The following is a 16,898-nucleotide window of genomic DNA, read 5'->3' as shown; positions in this document are numbered from 1 at the left end:
CCGCGGGCCGCTAGTGCCTTTCGGGCACGGTAGCAGGGTATCGTTATTTTCGCAATATTCGAAACGCTCGAATCCCAAGCGCTATTCGCAATTTTCGAACACCACATGTGTAAGCTGGCCTTGAGCCGAACGATAGGTGACACCTGGTGAGCAGAAACGGACATCTCCGCTCCACAGCACCAGCGGCGCAGCAGCTACGGCCCCTCCCGTCGCTGGATCACGCCGGACTCAGCGATGCACGCCTGCTTCCAGACGCCGACTTCGCCGCTTACTGGGACGCCGTGGTATTGCCCAACGGCGACAAGAACCGAATCGCTCAGACGGCCGCTGCCGGATTCGTCCTTCGCCGCAGCATCGCATTCGAGCGTTTGCCACTCCATGGCGTGATCCTCCTCGTTGGACCACCAGGTACCGGCAAGACCACCCTCGCTCGAGGATTGGCAGACCGCTTGGCCAAGCTCATCTGCGGTCCCAGCCAGTTCGCCTATCTCGAGATCGACGCCCACACCTTGGCAAGCTCGTCGTTGGGCCGAAGCCAGCAGGCGGTCCAACAGCTGTTCGACACCACCATTGCCGAGGTCGCCGCCGGAGGACCCCTTGTGGTGCTACTCGACGAGGTCGAGACCATCGCAACGGATCGCGGTCAATTGAGCTTCGACGCCAACCCCGCAGACGTTCATCGGGCGGTGGACGCAGCCCTCATCGGCCTCGACCGGGTGGCACGTACTCGCCGAGACGTTCTATTCGTGGCCACATCAAACTTTCCAGCAGCGATCGATGGCGCACTCATGAGCCGGGCCGACCTCGTGATCTCGGTCGATCTTCCGACGCTTCAGGCCCGCAAGGCCATCCTCGCCGACACGATCACCGCACTCGCCGAGGCATACCCAGGGGCACGGCGCCTACTCGCTGACGACCTCCTCGATCGGGCTGCGGCCGTCTCCGAAGGACTCGACGGTCGTCGACTCCGCAAAGTCATCGCCGCTGCAGCTGGCCGCAACGCAGTGTCGACCGTCGATCCCGGCGAGATCACGTTCGACGATCTCCAAGCCGCTATCGGCGACGCCACAAACGGGGCGCTATGACGACAATTGCTCGCCGAATCGCGTCGACACCGATTCGCACCGCGACAGACACTTGGTCGCTCATTCGTGATCTCGTCAGCGTCGCCGGCCAGAACATCACGCATCAACTCGATCTCGCAGCCAACACGGCATGCATGCTCATCGCCGAAGAGCACACCAAGACCGACCCGATCGTGATCACCGGCTGTGGGCCGCAGATCCGCATCTACACGCTCCATGGCAACGACGCGATCGACGGTTCCACCGTCATCGAACAGCCCCTCATGATCACCGCCGACGACGATTGGCGGCTGTCGATTCCAGCGACCGGGTCCGACTACGACCTAGCCGAGGCTGTGCTTGCCTCTGTCGTCCACGTGACCGTCTACGACCCTGCCACGACACCCACGGGCCAGTCACTCGCGGGACAACCCGTCGACCACAAATCGTTGATGATCGATCTCACGGCATTGGAGACATGACATGGCAACTGCCGTACAGGTCAACGTGCACACCTATGCCACGACCCACGTCGCCACGAACCTCATCCGCAGCCTCAAGCAGCTGGTGGTCGGCTGCGGGCTCGACGCCGCCAAGCTCATCGGCCAGTGGCAGACCCTCGAACGCGGCGTCGCGACATGGCTCGGCAGCGGCCATCTCGAACGCCTCATTCTTGAGATTTACTCAAGATCTAGCCACAGGTTGATCCGGTGCTTCGACTTCGACATTGACTACGGATACAACCCTGGTGGAGACGGCGACCTGTGGATCGACCCTGACACTGTCGCCTATGCGCTCAAGAAGAGCGGAGAACTTCCAAGGAACTGCACGTACGACATCCTCGCGCGAACCAGCGCCGGGCGACCTGATGTCGCCGGCTGGAGCAAAGGCGCGCTGCGTTCGACCAGCGGACTCACCCGACGAAGCCTCGGCGCGACCGTCGGCGGCGGCAGCCTCGGTGCTTCTCTAGGCGTTTGGAAGTAGACCCACATGCTCTCCATACCCCAAGCATTCACCAAGTTCAAGAACCGGCTTGAGCTAAGCGGCACCGAGCAAGCCGACGCCGCGAGCCGCCAACAACGAATCCGTACGGTCATGGACGACGCGTTCGACGTCAAACATGACTTCCTCACTGGCTCCTACAGTCGCCATACCAAGACCAAACCCCTCCACGATGTCGACATCTTCGTTCAGCTTGGAGACGCCGAAGCGCACTACCAAGACAAACACCCCGACAGCATCCTGACCTCCGTGCGGACGGCTCTGGCCACCGAGTACGGCGAACAGCGCGTGGCTCTTCAACGACGGTCAGTGCGCGTAGATTTCGGCGTCAAACTCGTCGATGACCTCACCGATGCCGTTATGTCTTTCGACGTCACGCCAGCCTTCGGCAATGGTGGGCACTACCTCATCCCCGATCGCACGACCGGCGACTGGATGCCGACCGACCCTCAGGTTCATGCCACCAAAGCCACGGCCGCCAACGCCGCTTTCGGCGGCCATTGGAAACCGGTCGTCAAGATGATCAAGAAGTGGAACGAGCACCACGACAAGCCGATCAAGCCCTCGTTCCTCATCGAGGTCATGTCGCTCGAAATCGTCGCGGACTGGGGTGGCTCCTACCCACGTGAACTCAAGGCCTGGTTCGCCACCGCAATCGATGCGATCGACCAGACCTGGGACGACCCTGCTGGCCTAGGCCACCCCGTAAGTGATCGCATGAATGCCGACGCCGGTCAACTCGCTACGGCTCGCCTTGCGCTCAAACAAGCCGAGGCGGCCTGCACAAGCGCCCTGAATCACGATCGTGCCGGCCATACCGGGGCTGCGCTCGACGTGTGGCAACAACTTTTTGGCACGGCTTTTGCCAAGAGCTGAGGGCCGATGGACTCACCTGTAGCGATGGTCAGCTATTCTTGGCGTGATGACGTCGCCGCCGAGCTCATCCACGACGAGTTGGCTCTTCGCGGTTTCCGCGTAATTCACGATCGTCACAGCTTCACCCACGGCAGCCGCATCCCCGCCAACATGGCCAGCGCTGTTGACGCCTGCGACGTCTTCGTCGCCTACCTCACCCCAAGCAGCCTCTACCTGGATCGCCCGGACGACCAGCCGCGGCCCGCGCTCGTTGGCGAGCTGCGGCCGGCTCTGCGCCAGCGCCGCGAGAATCTCAGACCCGGAGCCGTTGACACCCCGGTCATTCTCGCACTCGCCCATGGTCTCGGAGATCGCAATGCCGCAGCAGAGATCATCCGTCGGCAAACCGGCGAGGACATCGCCAGTCTCTGGATTACCCCCCTCGATCAAGCCACGCCCCACATCACCCATCACGAAGCGGCGCTCGTCGCCAACAGTGCCCTTCGTGCTCTGACTGATCGCCAACCTCCAGCAGTACCGATCGATTTGTTCGTCGCGACCCGCGGAACAAAGCCGCCTCCACGCCGCCTCACCATTGACGGCACACGCCTGCTCGGCGGTGACCGCAACCCGAACAGGACTACCAGTTGGGCAAGGTTCTTGGGTGCCCTACATGGAGTCGCTGCAGTTCTTGCGCCAACAATCACCGATCACCGCATCACAGTCGACCTCCGATGCCACCTCAGCGCCGCTTTCGCAACTGGTCGAGTCTTTCATCAGGCCACCAGATGGTTGCCCGCCTTCACCACTCGGCATGGCCCAATCAGGCCCGCCGACACCGACCTCGGGTCCCATCTCAAGGGAGACTTCGACCACTACAACGAATCCGGTGACCTCATTGTCGACATTGACCTGCTCGGCCACGACGTCGCGGACCTCACCAGCCAGCTGGCCGCGAGCCTCCCACGGGTCGGTGGCCGAATCAGCTTGAGTCGTCGGGTCTCAGGCGTCGACCTCTCGCCGGCCGAGATAGCCAGTTCCGCGCGCTGGGCTGCAAACCTCATCCGCAAAGCTCACGCCGCCCTCCGTCCCGCCACGATTCACCTGACGCAGGCCACTCCAGCCGCATTCGCTGCGCTTCTTGGCCATCACCTCACGGCACTCGGCGCCAATGTCACCTGCTATGAACTTGACGGCGCCCGATACACCGCGGCCTTGACGATCCCCCATGCGGCCCCATAGCACGTGTGGTGCACTCGACGGCCATTCGTTCTCAGTGCATTCTGGCCGTGGCCGACCGCCCAGCACCAGCAACACACGGCACTCGGGCGCCCGCCCGCATCACGCGCATACAACTTCACGCGAAGCGACACTTAGTCGAATGCTGAGACGGTTCAACGATGTCCAAGAAAGCTGATCACAAGAAGCGCAAGCGGGCCAAAGCACGCTCGCGGGCTACTCCGATCTCCGAGGTCGACCCAGCAGAGCTGCCCATGGCTGTGCGTGTGATGCAGTCCGCTTGGCAACGCTTCCTACAATATGCGCAAGGGTACTTGACCGGTACTGAGAGCAAGGAAGAGGCCGTCGAGCGGATCACGGATGACATTACTGCGGCAATGGACGACATCGAGCGAGTTGCGCGGGCCTTTCCGATATTCGACATCTTGGAGCGTGTGCGTTTCGATGAGCTGGCGGCAGATCCAAACGAGTACAAGGAATCAGAAACAGAAGGCCGCGGTGCAGTAATCGAACTCATTGCGTACATTCTGGCAACCAGTTCACGCGATTCGGGAACCGAAGCAGAGCTTTCTGCAGCCGAAATGGACTTCGGTCAAGCTGTCCAGCAAATCGTCAACCAAGGGCGCATCGCTGCGGATCTGATTTCTACGCTCGCCGTTGTCGAGTCATTGGGCACCGGACCGTTCGGACCCGATGAGTGGCTAGCGCAGCGAGCACGGGTTCATCTCATGACTGTACGGAATCCCGCATATCCTCATATGATTCGCGACAGCCTCGTTACTCTATTCGGCGCACCCGAAGTGGAAACCTTGTGCTTGAAGGAACTCGGGTTCACTGTCCAACAAGCGTGCGCAGTGTTCCGAGAGGTGGAAGTCCTCGGGGAAGCATCGTCGCGACGCTTTCAAGAATTCGTCCGCACGGAATTGGTTTCCATCGTTGCGCAAGGGGGCGACAGGTTTAGCCGCCGGACAGAAGACACGCCGCCACCAGGTGTGGACAGCCTCAGTCAGGAGGTGCAGCAACTGATCGCCGCGGCGGTTCAGCGCGCCGACAACCAGCTTTGGTCACGTATCGGTGCAGATTCGACGTTCGATGCCGCGGCGCTGGCCACAAGGACAGGACTCTCCCCCGAAATTATCGAGCGAGTGCTCAAGCTGTTCGAATTCCCCTTCCAAGCTGCTAGCTCACAAGACAGAGTGAAGGCTCTGAGAGCCGATCCCGCCCCGCTCCGCCTGTCGCCCAAACTCCGTGACCGGAATGGTGTTGGCTTCTCTGCACACGGGCCTTACGGCATACACGCAGTCCGCGAAGTTGTCGAAGAGAAGCTTAAGAACTCGGCGTCATGGAACAAGTACTCGCAACACCGGGGCGACTACTTGGAGGATGCCACCATCCAGCTGATGCTCTCCATGCTGCCTGCGGCGGCACATCACCACAACCTCAAGTACATGGCTCCCGACTCGTCCGCCGCGCCGTCAGAAGACGCGCCCGCAAGCTACACCGTGCTGGTCGAGTGCGACGCACTACTGTTGATAGACGACATCGCGATCGTCGTTGAGGCAAAGTCGAACACGCTGCGGCCCAAGGCCCGCAGCGGCAACCAACAAGTACTGAACCAAGGCCTAAAGAGCATCGTGCGCCGAGCGGCAGACCAAGCCACGCGGCTACGCGACCTTATCCACGAGGACCGAGGTCTGCGACTGAAAGATCGAACATGGCTGGATCTCACGAATATTCGCGAAGTCCACGCTATAGCAGTGAGCCTCGAAGACCTGTCCGGCATCGCGACCGTCACGGCTGAACTTATCGACGCCGGGCTCATAGACAAACGATCAATACCTTGGACGGTATGGCTCTACGATCTCCGGATCATCAGCGAGCTTATCGAACGCCCAGCCGACCTTATCTTGTACTTGCGCCGCCGCACTCTGCCAGAGGTCACTCGCTTCTATCAAGCGAACGATGAACTCGATCTGTTCCTCGAGTACTTCGTGACCGGCCTATATGTGGACCCCGATCCCGAAGAAATCAAGCGGCAGTTGCCGCAATTCGGTGAACCGACCACGGCTGCCAAACGGAAGTACAGGCGCCAACAACCAAGAGTGCTCCTTAGCAGAACGGACCAGCTTGACGCATGGTACTTCTACGAACAACGCCATCGATCCGAACTAGCTGATCGGCCATCCAAGAGCGTCACGCCCGGGATTGCACAGATAGTCGATGCACTCGCCGAAATGCAGGAGCCGGGATGGCTAGCTGTCGGAACAACGCTGTTGGAATCGTCGGGCGCGACCCAGGAGAGCTATTTGCGCACAATAGAGCAACTCCGATCTCGAGCTCATGAAGACGGACGCGCTCACGACGCCTGCATTCCAGGTGGAACTCAATTTGCAAACAGCTTCATCCTGGTATTCGTCGTAGGACACGATCTCGACACAAACGCGGGAGAGCAAGAAACGATTCGGCGATACGTAGCCGCCAAGAAGCACCAGATGCAAACTGCGATCGGCGCAGCTGTTCTATTCGGTATGGAGCCATCGAGCAGACCGCACTCATTTATGTACGACAACCGCCGTCCCGGCGAGGATGCTGAACTCGATGCAATCGTGAAGCAAGTGGGCCTGAAACCATACGGCGCATTTCAATCCATGGCCAAACCGCCACCCAGAACACCCTCGCGCATAACACCTCGAAAGCGCCGAAAGTCGAAATAGATGCTCCGCCTCAAGGGTGCCGCTACCTTCGCCCGTGCCCGACGATCACAGCACGTCCAGAGACCGGAACTGCAGCGCAGGCTCTGCCAACTTCACACTACGGGTCCCTGTGCGCTCAGAGAGTTGCGCAGACTTTGGTCGAGCGGAGTCGAGTCGACGGCGTAGAACATCCCAATCGGCGCGCGACACGGCGAATAGCATTGATTGCAACAATCGTTCGCGAGAACGGGAGGTTCTCAATGACGCTTGAACCGATGGGCTGGGCGGGCTTCGCCAACAGCGACAATCCCCTCATCAGAGCGTTCGGACTCTGGCAGTTGCTGGTTATCGGCGCTATATCGCTCTCGCTGGAAAGCGTGCTCGCGAACGGAGACCACCGCTACAGCGTCGCACTGATCGTCATCGGGGCGATGCTGGCCTACAAGGGCCTCGCGCCCGAAGCACCACTGTCAGACAACGACCCGGCCGGACCCCGCAGTCACGAAATCCATGTCCTGATGGATCGCGTCTCGGTACTGCTTCTGCTGCTGTGGCTGGCGTACGCAACCATTCAAATCGACTGGCTGACAGACCACTTGCGACTGACAGCGATCATGCTCACCGTCGCGCGATTCGTGACTCGCAATCGGATCTGCGAGGCCTACGCCGTGCTGAAGGAATCGGTCGACAACCCCAAACCGGCACCGCTGCACCTCATTTGGCACGAAACCAAGAAGACCGGTCTTCGCACACTGCTTTTCTATGCGGCGATTCCCCTGCTCGCAGCCACTGTTCACCTGGCTGCACGGTTCAGCGGCCACGAGGGCTGGCTCAGCCCGAGCAGCTTCATTGCGTCGCTCATTTTCGGAAGCGTGGCCTATCAGTGCGCCGTCATCGCCCTATTTGGCCGTTCGGCCGTTCACGCTCTCGCATCGGAACGCGTCGTGTCAGTGAAGACTCGGCGAAGACCGCCGTGGGCTGTCTCCGCGATTCGGTCGCTCGCGTTCAACGCACCGCTCATCCTCACCGGCCTGCTGCTCGCTGTCGACGTGATCTTCTTCGGTGCCAACCCGGGTCTCAACATCGTTCTCGAGGTCCTGGGCACGCTTGCGCTGCTCTACTACGGCGTGGCGTACCTTCACCGCGACCGACGCGCAATCTACGACATCATCGCCGGCACCATGGTGCTCCGCTCCGACCTGACGCTGACTGCCTAGTCCGGCGCGCTCAATCTCACGGAGCCTGCTGCGTTCGTCGCGCGTGACGATACGCGGTCCGAGGAAAGTGGACTGCGCTCCTCCCGCCGCTGTTGTCCTGCTCAACTCCCTCGCTCCGCACAGGGCCGCGACACCATGCTCCACCGCTCGCAACTGGCTCGGCTGCTTCGTCGCAGTTGGCCTCCGATACATCACGCAGCAACCCAAACTCCCGACCAACAACGAACTCATGACCCTTATCGCGCGCATATTTGGCGAGCATGCCAACGCTGTGCATCTCGGGACCATCTATGAGGAGGTGGCGCAGCGATACCCCGCCGAGATGCACCAGCGGCCGTACCCAGTCAGCAACCGAGTCCCGCTGCGTTCGTGCATCCACCGGTCCCTATCGAAGCTGAAAGATCAAGGACTGGCCGTGAGCCCGACGCGGGAATGGTGGCGCATCAGCACCCAATAGCGGTTGCACGATCAGCAGCCCGCCACACATAAGTTCTCCCCGATGCGCACCAGCAACTAGCCCTCGATCTCCTTTGGAGCGATCTAGGGGCGTTTCACTGGGTTCCCGTCGCTGGCCCACACGAGATGAACGCTTGCAGCATCAGGCCACGTTACGCATGACTCTCAAGGAGGCACGCCCCGGGTTGTCCGCTTGATGCCGCTTTGTCGCGCCCGGGCGGTCAAGCCACTGTGCTGCCGTCGGTCATCACCCGTCTACGGAACGGAGGCCCATGCTGCAGACGATGTTGGGTTCGGCGTGGGCGCCCTGCGGGACGGGAGGCACGCAGAGCCGGTCGTCGTTGTGGAGGTCCACGATGAGCACGGCGAGGTCGTCGTCGCTGCGTTCGCGTAAAGCGCGGGCGAGCCGCTGGATGGCTGAGTCGTACAAGGGACGTGCGTTGATCGCGTCCAGCGCGGCTTCGAGGTCGGCTTTGGTGACCCACAGGGTGTCAGTGAAGTTGTCGAGTTGGCCGTCGAAACGGTTCCATACCTTTCCGCGCACACCTTGCAGGGCACCGCTGGTGCGGCCTGTCGGAGTGCGCAGCGCGCCGCTCAGCGCTGCTGCGACGAGGTCGTGGTGGCCGTTGAGGCGTGGCGCCGACGGCGTGGACGGTTCGGATTCAGCGAGATGAAGCGCTTCTTGGGGGGTGACACGCCGTCCGCTTCCGCTGGGTTCGATGAACGCGAACGCGTCGGCGCCGGCGTGGGTTCGCGTGTGAATCACCACGCCGGGCACCGCATCGGCTGGGCTGTCGGCGAGCCGTTTGGTCGCGTACACCACACTGGGCAGCGTCGCGACTCTCTCCGCCGTGTCAGGGTCGGCGTCGGCTGCGTGACGCCAGATCTCGTATGCCATAGACACGGGGTCCACTTCGTCCACGCCGGTGCCTAGCCCGAAACCTGACGACTCGTCGAATACTCCTGAGATCACCTGCCGCTCGGAGTGGTGACCGAAGAAAGCCTCATCAGAGCCGAGCAGTTGCGCGTTCTCCCCCAGGCGGCGCATCACGCGCCCTCGCAGCTCGATCTCTTTCTCTACCGAGGCGTCAGGCATCAGCGACACCACCAGCACTTCGGCCGAGCGCTGTCCGATGCGGTCGACTCGTCCGGCGCGTTGCACCAGCTTGACGATCGCCCACGGCAGGTCGTAGTTGACCACGATGTGCGCGTCCTGGAGGTTCTGGCCCTCCGACAGCACATCGGTCGACACCAGCACTCGCAGCTCGTCCCGCACCGGGTTCCCGTCTCCCCCGAAACCGTTCGACACCGGCGAGAATCGCTGTGCCACTGCGGTGGGGTTCTCGGTATCGCCTGTGACGAGCCCTGCGTCGCTGACGCCGCGCCGTACTAGCTCTGCCGACACATAGCGAGCGGTGTCCGCAGCCTCGGTGAAGATCAGCACCTTGGCGTGGGGATGCTGGACCGTGAGCACGTCCATCAGTACTGCGATCTTGCCGTCGCGGTCCGCGTCCCAGTCTCCGAAGCGGCCCAGCAGCTCACTGATGATGCCCGCGTCGTCGCGCAGCTCGTCGGCGAGATCGGAGCTGAACATGTGCGGCGGCGCCCAACGGATCGATTTGGGGCTCTTGGCGCGCAGCTTGTCGTATGCGCTCGCTGCAACGTCGCCGTCCGCTTCGAACAGCGCAGCACCGTCGCTGTCGTCGTCTTCGCCGCTGTCTTCGAGTTCTTGGTCGGTCTCGGCTGCCCACAATACGTTGTCAACGGAGCCGATCGGCATGTCCAAGCCGTTCGCCAGCGCATAGGCCGCCACCAGGTTCCGAAGTCGATGACGCCGAAGGGTCGCCACAAACGCTGGCCCCGACGACGACAGCCGCTTGAACATCGTGATCCTGGTGAAGCCCGCCAGGTTGCCTTGCACCGAGTTCTCGAGGTCCTCCACTAGGTGTCGCTCGTCCCCATCGCCGGGCACGAAATCCTCGTCGATGAAGTAGCCGAGCTGGTAGCGAGGCAGCCGCAGGTCGCGGATCGCGTCGAGGGTGCGATCCGAGGTCATTTCATGTGCCGGGTCGTCCTCGGTGAGATACCAGTCGACCGGCTGGGGCGTCCGCTCAGGGAAATGGAACCGCTTGCCCGTGCCGAACTCCAGATAGCGCCGGCCTTGCTCATCGGTGAGGGCGTAGTTGTCTTCCACGAAGCGGCGCGTGCGACGCACCATGTACTGGGACATGAGTGCTTGCCAATCCTCCAGATGCTCGGACCGTCTGAACGCCGCCAGAGAGGAGGTCTGACCGTCGCACAGATACGAGAAGTCGCCCTCGCCGATCTCAGCAATCGCCCGCTCGGGTCGGACACCCAGATCGGCGTCGGGACGAATGAACAGCGACAGCTGCGACGCCAGATCGCCGAGCTGCTTGTTGTAGGGGGTCGCGGTCAGCAGCAGCGTCCGCGAGTCGTTATCGGTGATGTAGTCCTTGATGACCCGATGGTCCCGGCGCTTGTCGCTTCTGAGGTTGTGCGCCTCGTCAATGATGACCAGCCGGTAGCGCCGGGCGTCGGGCAGGTTCTTGTGAACCATCGACAATGACTCCACCTTGCCGCGCACCTCATAGCGGTGCAGGTACGACTCCCACATCTCGGTCAGATTCTTGGGGCAGACCACCAGCGTTTCGAAACCCTGCTCTTCTTGGAGCAGCCGGGCGATCGCGGTGCCGACAAGCGTCTTGCCCAGCCCGACCACATCGCCGATCATCGCCCCGCCCTTCTGCATCACGATCCGGGCGGCGATCTTCACCGCGGCCGCCTGGAAGTCCAGAAGCTCGTTCTGCATCGACGCCGGCAAGCCGTACTCGACAAGCCCTTCGCGTGCCTCCTGCGAGAGGTGGTAGGCCATCTTCAGATAAACCAAGTACGGATCGAGTGGCTCCTCCGAAGCCCACGACCCCTTGAGAATCTCCGCTAGCTGGGGTGCAGCGTCAGCGCTGAGCGGGTCGTTCCAGCGGTCCTCGAACCAACCAGCGAGCTTCTCGGTGGCGTCGCCGTCCACCACGTCCACATTCAGCTCGCCCTGCTCTCGCAGCCCCGAGCTCGTCAAGTTCGACGACCCGACATACGCCACGCGAGGCGCTGCAGTATCGCCGCGATGGCAGAGATACAGCTTGGCGTGCAGCCGATGGGCCATGTGTACCCGGACCTCGACGGTCCCCGACTCGATCTGACGCAGCAGAGTCCGCAGCGCTGCCTCATCGCCATACGTCGGCAAACCGACCTGCAACTGCTCCCGATACTCCCCGACCGTCTCGTTCTTCAAACGAGCAGCGCCCGCATTGTCCATCGGTGTCGCTTGCTCAAGACGTGCCAATCGAGCCATTTCATCGGCCGGGGCTTCGTGCATGCCAACAAGAATCCGCGCCCTCGGCCCATCGGCCCGCGCCGGCAGCGCATCTACCGCCTCGGCCAATAGCCCCCAGCCACGGAGATTGAAATAGCCGATCGCTGCGTCCAACTGGTACGAAGAAGACAACGAGTCAAGAAGTTCTTGTTGCGTCTCAAGAGCAATGTTGTCGAGGATCTTGGGCACGCGGACTATGCCTTGTTGCCGAAGATTGTTCGATCGCGCAGATTGCCAGCCTCGCCAAATGTATCCTCGATCCCCCAAGCTTGGGCCAGAAACAAATCAGCCTCATCGGTAATTGCACGACATTCCAACATGTTGTAGCGACCTACCCGCACCCCAGCGTTTAGTTTCCACGCTGTGTGTCTTGGCATCTCGCTCTTGAGCGCCGATGCAAAATCATAGATCCTCTGCGCAGCGGTAAAGCCCGCGTGGTCAGTACTACCTTTCGCCAACAACCGGTTCAATCCACCAGGGAATGCCGCGAGCACCCCATCAGTGACGTTGAACTCATCTGAGTAAATTAGCCACCACAAGTAACCCCAACGGCCCGCCAATATCAGTAGGGCCGCATCTCGTTGACTCGGGCTCTCAAAGGAGAACTGGCCTGAATTTTGGTGCTCATCGGCTCCGCTTGTTGGAAAAGGCTTATCAGATACACCCATCATGTACTGGGCCGTCTTCTTGTAGACCAACCGATGATCCGAAGCAGCTACAATTGATGCCGACAATGGGTCATTGGTCGACATTAGCTTGCCGAATGCGATAGCAACCGCGTTTGAGTCTACGAACGGCCAGACACTCCGTCCTCTTAGAATCCTCATGGTGTCAGGCGGCTTGACATACTCGGTAGTAGAAAATAGGTGAGGCCGACGTTCAGTCAGCCAACGACGACATGACGAAGTGAATAACCCACGCGGAATGGTTCGAGTACCAATAAGAATGCTATTGCGCACTCTCGCTGATCCGCTAAAGAGACCATCCGGCATGCGTGAGTATGAAGATACCCACGTAGTCGAAAAGTGCTCAGAAAGGAACTCTCGGAGTGGACCAAAATCCTTGTTGTAACTGAGTGAGTGCATTACCACCATCGACATGCGACCAGCATCTTTGACGAGCGTCGAAGCACGCTCAAGGGACGGTGCGTAGAGATTGCGACAAGGCTGAGATCTGTAACCCACCCACGCATAGTTCGTGATCTTCGCAACTGCAACATATGGTGGATTTCCGACTACGACGTCGAACCCCCCGCTTCTCCAAGCGCTTGGAAATTCGACGAACCAGTGAAACGGTTGATGGGACTGTTTCCAATCGTCAAAGTTGACGCTAGTTGCGTCAGATCGCTTACTGTGAAGTAAGACATCTGCCAACTTACGCGCCGCTTCAAGTTGAGCGTTTAGGAATTGCTTCGCCGAAGCGTGTTCAGATGTGCCGGTATCCGTCGACTGGGCGATTGTGAAAGATTCGAATGCATTTGCGACGCTTTCAGTCAGCAACCTAATCTCGGCGATCTTACCTCCGAGATCCAACTGACCCGCGTTCAGCCTTAACTCAGCATCTCGTTGGTCCTTAATCCCCACGAGCAAGTTTCCGACTTTGATGTTGAAGTCAAGATCAGGCAAGGGTTCGATGTGGCTCTTGTCGTCAATCTGCGCTGCGAGCTTCAAGAAGAGCCTGAGCTTCGCGATCTCGGGTGCCTCATCCATCAGGTCGACGCCGTACAGGTTGTTGAGGCACAGGGTCTTGAGCATCCAGTAGCGCTCGCTGTGGTGTCGACGCGCTTCGGCTAGACACTCAGCCATTGCGTCGGCATCGTCTTTGCCGTGTAATTCGGCCGCGCGTCCGAGAACTGTCTCGTATAGGGGGTCAAGTACCTCAAGAGCAGCGAACAAGAACGCTCCCGAGCCAACCGTGGGATCACACACCGTCAGCGACTGGAGCACCTCGAACGCTTGGTCGCATTCGTCGGCACTGGCGAGCAGGCTCAGATAGTCCACCATCAGCTCCCGAAGATCCAGATTCTCTGTTACGGCATCGTCAATGCTCCACGAGCGACCCTGATCCGAGAGAATCTCTCGAAGTCGCGCGCAGCGTTCGCGGCGGTGCACGATGTCGCACCAACGTTCCCCAGGAAGGGACAAACTGTCGGATGGCTCCTCGTCGCCGTTGTCCCAATCCTCCGGTAGCGGATCGTCCACCCCGTGCAGGACGCTGTCGTGAATGTAGGAGTCGTCGGAACCGCTCAGAAGGACGGACGGTTCCTCCAAACCGGCACCGGCAAACCGGTCCGCGAGCGCAGGCAGGATCGTCGAGGAAGCCATGTAGCCAGTCACGTCGGGCTTGGTGTAGTAGGCGCCGTTCTCCTTCTGGCCGGCTTCGTTGAAGTTGATGTACTGCTCGAAGATGAACCCGAGGATGTCGGGGTTGATCTCATTCGATTCGCCCATCGGCCGCTCATCCAGGTGCCAACGCCAAACCTCAAAGAACTCGAACAGCGACTCAAACGCTTTGTCCGGCACCTCGATCAGATGCGTCTTCTCCAGCCTGTGGGGCTCGAAGATCCCGCCGTTCACATACGGGACATCGCCGATCAGGTTTCCGGCCTCGATCCCGGAGTAGTCAGTGCTCGGACTGCCGAGTCCTTCGTGGAACAACGGCAACAAGAACTCGCGGTAGAAGGCGTAGAAGCGGTCCTCGCCGAACTGCTCGCGAACGGACCACAGCCGATTCCGAAGGTAGTTCTGATCCCCGTCCAGAAACCGCTTCTGCTGGATGAAGTAGATGAACATCAACCTGTTCAGGAGCACTGACACGTACCAGCGTCGGTTCGCGACCGTCGATATGCCCTCGACCTCGGAAACGAATTCCTTGTGATGCTTCTGGAACTCCCGGTAGAACGACTTGGTGACCTTGTCGGCGTTGAACGAGCGTCGAATCCGGGCGAGCACCGACGTCGCGGTGAGCCCGTCCTCTTCATCAAGGGTGAAACTTGCTTGAACGAGCCGCTGCAACAACGCGTCGGTTGGCGCCACCGAGGGGTACTCATGATCCACGAGGCGGTGCCCGACTCCGCTGGACCGCTGCTCCGGCCACAGCCACAGGTGCTGGGCTGGCGATACGAATACCACGAGCTGGTCACGGCTGAACCGCTTGAGCCGCCGCACGACCCGATGCTGCTCCGAACGCTGCGGCACACCAGCGGGACACGCCACTAGCCACGCTGTCACGCCCCGCTTGTCGGCAACCGCCGTCGGCTCGAGGTCGCTCTCCTCCACCTGCACGGTCCCGATGGCCCCAGGATCGTCCCAGCCCATCCTGCGAAACAGCGACCCGAAGTCACCCTGCTGCAACAGCTGCCGCAGCTCCTGCTCGATCACCGCCTGCCCCGCTTGACCAAGCAGTGCTGTCGGCGTTCCTCAAGTGGCGAGCACAGCACCGGGTCGGCTGACGGATCGAACTCGACCCCTGTGGCCGCTTCTGCCAGATCGCCAGGCATTCCGGTCAACTGCAGTTCGGCGCCGCAGCCGGCTGCAGTGTGAAATTGCCGTTATCCCATAAGTTCTGACCTTGTATGACTACATGCAATTGTCGGGATATTGCATACCGTCAGTGGCATTCGCGAAGATCGAGCGCTTGCGGGATCGTTCCATGACAAGACCCCGTGGGCGAGCGTCCGATTCGGAGCTTGCGTGTGTGGACCGGTCAGTGCCGCCAGTCGAAGCCACTCGGATCAACAAAGCCAACGGCTCTTGCGAAGAATCGGAAGCGCTCCGTCTATCGACATTCGAGGATCCGACGGGGCAGGCTGCTCCCCGGCGCGGCAGTTGCTGGCAAGAAGTCGTCCGCGGCAGTGTGGTTGTGACCAGCGAGCAATTGATTCGAAACTCGTCCGATAGACGCCCCGGATACAAGGCAACCTCCGATGTTGTTCTCCTCACAGAATCCGATGCGGAGAATCTGAGTGGACTGTTTTGCCACGAGATCACGCACAACACGATCCGTAGCTACAGAAGTCAATGGCGCAGCTTCGTCACCTGGGCCACTGCTCGGAGAGTCCCAGCAATTCCTGCCAAGCCCGAGCATGTTGCTGCGTACTTGGCCGAACGCTTTGAGCAGCGCGGGCACAAGCCGGCCACGCTGCGCGTGGCCGCTGCTGCGATCGCTTACGTCCACAACAACTGCGGCCTCGCGAACCCGTGCAGTCATCCGGACGTCAAGAGAACCCTCAGGGGAGCGACTCGAGTAGCCGGCAAGGCTCAGAAGCAGGCGAAGGGCCTCACGGCGGATGCACTCGATGCAATCGCAGCCACCGCCTGCCGGCCGCGTCTCGGAAAGAACGGCAGACGAGAGAGCGCACAGGCTGCCGCGAGGAGAGGAAGTGTCGACATCGCTCTCGTGAGGCTCATGCGCGACGCGATGCTCAGGGTCTCTGAGTGCGCCGCGCTGACCTGGAGCGACATCGAGACGGTGCCTGATGGCAGCGGGCGACTGCTAATTCGACGCTCGAAGACCGACCCCGACGGCGAAGGTGCTGTGGTGTTCGTGTCGACGCAGACCATGGCGGCCCTTGCGTCGATTCGTAACGGCGCCCCAGCGGGACTCCGGGTGTTCGAACTCAGCCCGAATCAGATCTCGCTTCGGATCAAGAAGGCAGCCTTGGGGGCCGGCCTGGGCGACGGTTTCAGCGGACACTCGCCACGTGTCGGCATGGCTCAGGACCTTGCACGAATAGGCGTCGAACTGCCCAGTCTGATGACCGCGGGACGATGGCGTTCCCCGACGATGCCCGCGCACTACACCCGCAATGAGACCGCCGACCGAGGCGCTGTCGCGCAGTTCTATGACTACCCGCGGGACCCCCGCTAACCGCCTCAGGCAACCTGATCCACGCAGAACGGCTCCGCGCGCAGCACCTACGGCTCGTCAACCGGACGCAGCGAACCGTGACTAGGTCTTCCGCTCGTCGGGATTGGGACTC

Annotated in this window: 11 protein-coding genes; 9 read left to right on the top strand and 2 right to left on the bottom strand. The window is 61.0% G+C overall.

Going from position 1 to position 16,898, the window contains the following annotated elements; translation table 11 throughout:
* Positions 1 to 146 precede the first annotated feature (146 nt).
* The 8 genes from ACPXYO_RS04040 (at position 147) to ACPXYO_RS04005 (ending at position 8,527) form a co-directional block, all read left to right on the top strand.
* Positions 147 to 1,085, top strand: a complete 939-nt coding sequence (locus ACPXYO_RS04040) for an AAA family ATPase (protein ID WP_423916850.1) — start codon at positions 147 to 149, stop codon at positions 1,083 to 1,085.
* Complete coding sequence (locus ACPXYO_RS04035) at positions 1,082 to 1,546, top strand: hypothetical protein (protein WP_423916849.1); 465 nt, start codon at positions 1,082 to 1,084, stop codon at positions 1,544 to 1,546. The genes ACPXYO_RS04040 and ACPXYO_RS04035 overlap by 4 nt, the downstream gene beginning before the upstream one ends.
* 1 nt (position 1,547) lies before the next feature.
* Entirely contained in the window at positions 1,548 to 2,048 is a 501-nt protein-coding gene (locus ACPXYO_RS04030; protein WP_423916848.1) for an HORMA domain containing protein, read from the top strand.
* A gap of 6 nt (positions 2,049 to 2,054) precedes the next feature.
* Positions 2,055 to 2,942 carry a CBASS oligonucleotide cyclase gene (locus tag ACPXYO_RS04025; protein ID WP_423916846.1) on the top strand — a complete coding sequence of 296 codons (888 nt, stop codon included), beginning with the start codon at positions 2,055 to 2,057 and terminating at the stop codon, positions 2,940 to 2,942.
* Between the two features lie 6 nt (positions 2,943 to 2,948).
* Entirely contained in the window at positions 2,949 to 4,163 is a 1,215-nt protein-coding gene (locus ACPXYO_RS04020; protein WP_423916844.1) for an SAVED domain-containing protein, read from the top strand.
* 158 nt (positions 4,164 to 4,321) lie between these two features.
* On the top strand, positions 4,322 to 6,874 hold the full coding sequence (locus ACPXYO_RS04015; protein WP_423916842.1) for a hypothetical protein: 2,553 nt from the start codon (positions 4,322 to 4,324) through the stop codon (positions 6,872 to 6,874).
* 239 nt (positions 6,875 to 7,113) lie between these two features.
* Positions 7,114 to 8,070 carry a hypothetical protein gene (locus ACPXYO_RS04010; RefSeq protein WP_423916840.1) on the top strand — a complete coding sequence of 319 codons (957 nt, stop codon included), beginning with the start codon at positions 7,114 to 7,116 and terminating at the stop codon, positions 8,068 to 8,070.
* A 229-nt stretch (positions 8,071 to 8,299) separates the two neighbouring features.
* Positions 8,300 to 8,527, top strand: coding sequence for a hypothetical protein (locus tag ACPXYO_RS04005; protein WP_423916838.1), 228 nt, complete (start codon positions 8,300 to 8,302; stop codon positions 8,525 to 8,527).
* A gap of 246 nt (positions 8,528 to 8,773) precedes the next feature.
* Here ACPXYO_RS04005 and ACPXYO_RS04000 read toward each other — a convergent pair whose 3' ends face one another.
* Positions 8,774 to 12,106 (bottom strand): helicase-related protein, encoded by a 3,333-nt coding sequence (locus tag ACPXYO_RS04000; protein ID WP_423916837.1) that lies wholly within the window; start codon positions 12,104 to 12,106, stop codon positions 8,774 to 8,776.
* A 5-nt stretch (positions 12,107 to 12,111) separates the two neighbouring features.
* Positions 12,112 to 15,297: an Eco57I restriction-modification methylase domain-containing protein gene (locus tag ACPXYO_RS03995; protein ID WP_423916835.1), complete on the bottom strand. Its 3,186-nt coding sequence runs from the start codon at positions 15,295 to 15,297 to the stop codon at positions 12,112 to 12,114.
* A 481-nt stretch (positions 15,298 to 15,778) separates the two neighbouring features.
* Here ACPXYO_RS03995 and ACPXYO_RS03990 point away from each other — a divergent pair, with 481 nt between their 5' ends.
* Complete coding sequence (locus ACPXYO_RS03990; protein ID WP_423916833.1) at positions 15,779 to 16,786, top strand: tyrosine-type recombinase/integrase; 1,008 nt, start codon at positions 15,779 to 15,781, stop codon at positions 16,784 to 16,786.
* Positions 16,787 to 16,898: the final 112 nt, after the last annotated feature.

The sequence above is a fragment of the Candidatus Poriferisodalis sp. genome (genome assembly GCF_965237655.1).
GTDB lineage: Bacteria > Actinomycetota > Acidimicrobiia > Acidimicrobiales > Poriferisodalaceae > Poriferisodalis.
This window is presented reverse-complemented; position numbering and strand designations above follow the sequence as displayed.

Bases quoted from the DNA above. Each gene is read 5' to 3' on its own strand.
- ACPXYO_RS04020 (WP_423916844.1), top strand. From the start codon at position 2,949: ATGGACTCACCTGTAGCGATGGTCAGCTATTCTTGGCGTGATGACGTC.
- ACPXYO_RS04005 (WP_423916838.1), top strand. From the start codon at position 8,300: ATGACCCTTATCGCGCGCATATTTGGCGAGCATGCCAACGCTGTGCAT.
- ACPXYO_RS04035 (WP_423916849.1), top strand. From the start codon at position 1,082: ATGACGACAATTGCTCGCCGAATCGCGTCGACACCGATTCGCACCGCG.
- ACPXYO_RS04010 (WP_423916840.1), top strand. From the start codon at position 7,114: ATGACGCTTGAACCGATGGGCTGGGCGGGCTTCGCCAACAGCGACAAT.
- ACPXYO_RS04030 (WP_423916848.1), top strand. From the start codon at position 1,548: ATGGCAACTGCCGTACAGGTCAACGTGCACACCTATGCCACGACCCAC.
- ACPXYO_RS04015 (WP_423916842.1), top strand. From the start codon at position 4,322: ATGTCCAAGAAAGCTGATCACAAGAAGCGCAAGCGGGCCAAAGCACGC.
- ACPXYO_RS04025 (WP_423916846.1), top strand. From the start codon at position 2,055: ATGCTCTCCATACCCCAAGCATTCACCAAGTTCAAGAACCGGCTTGAG.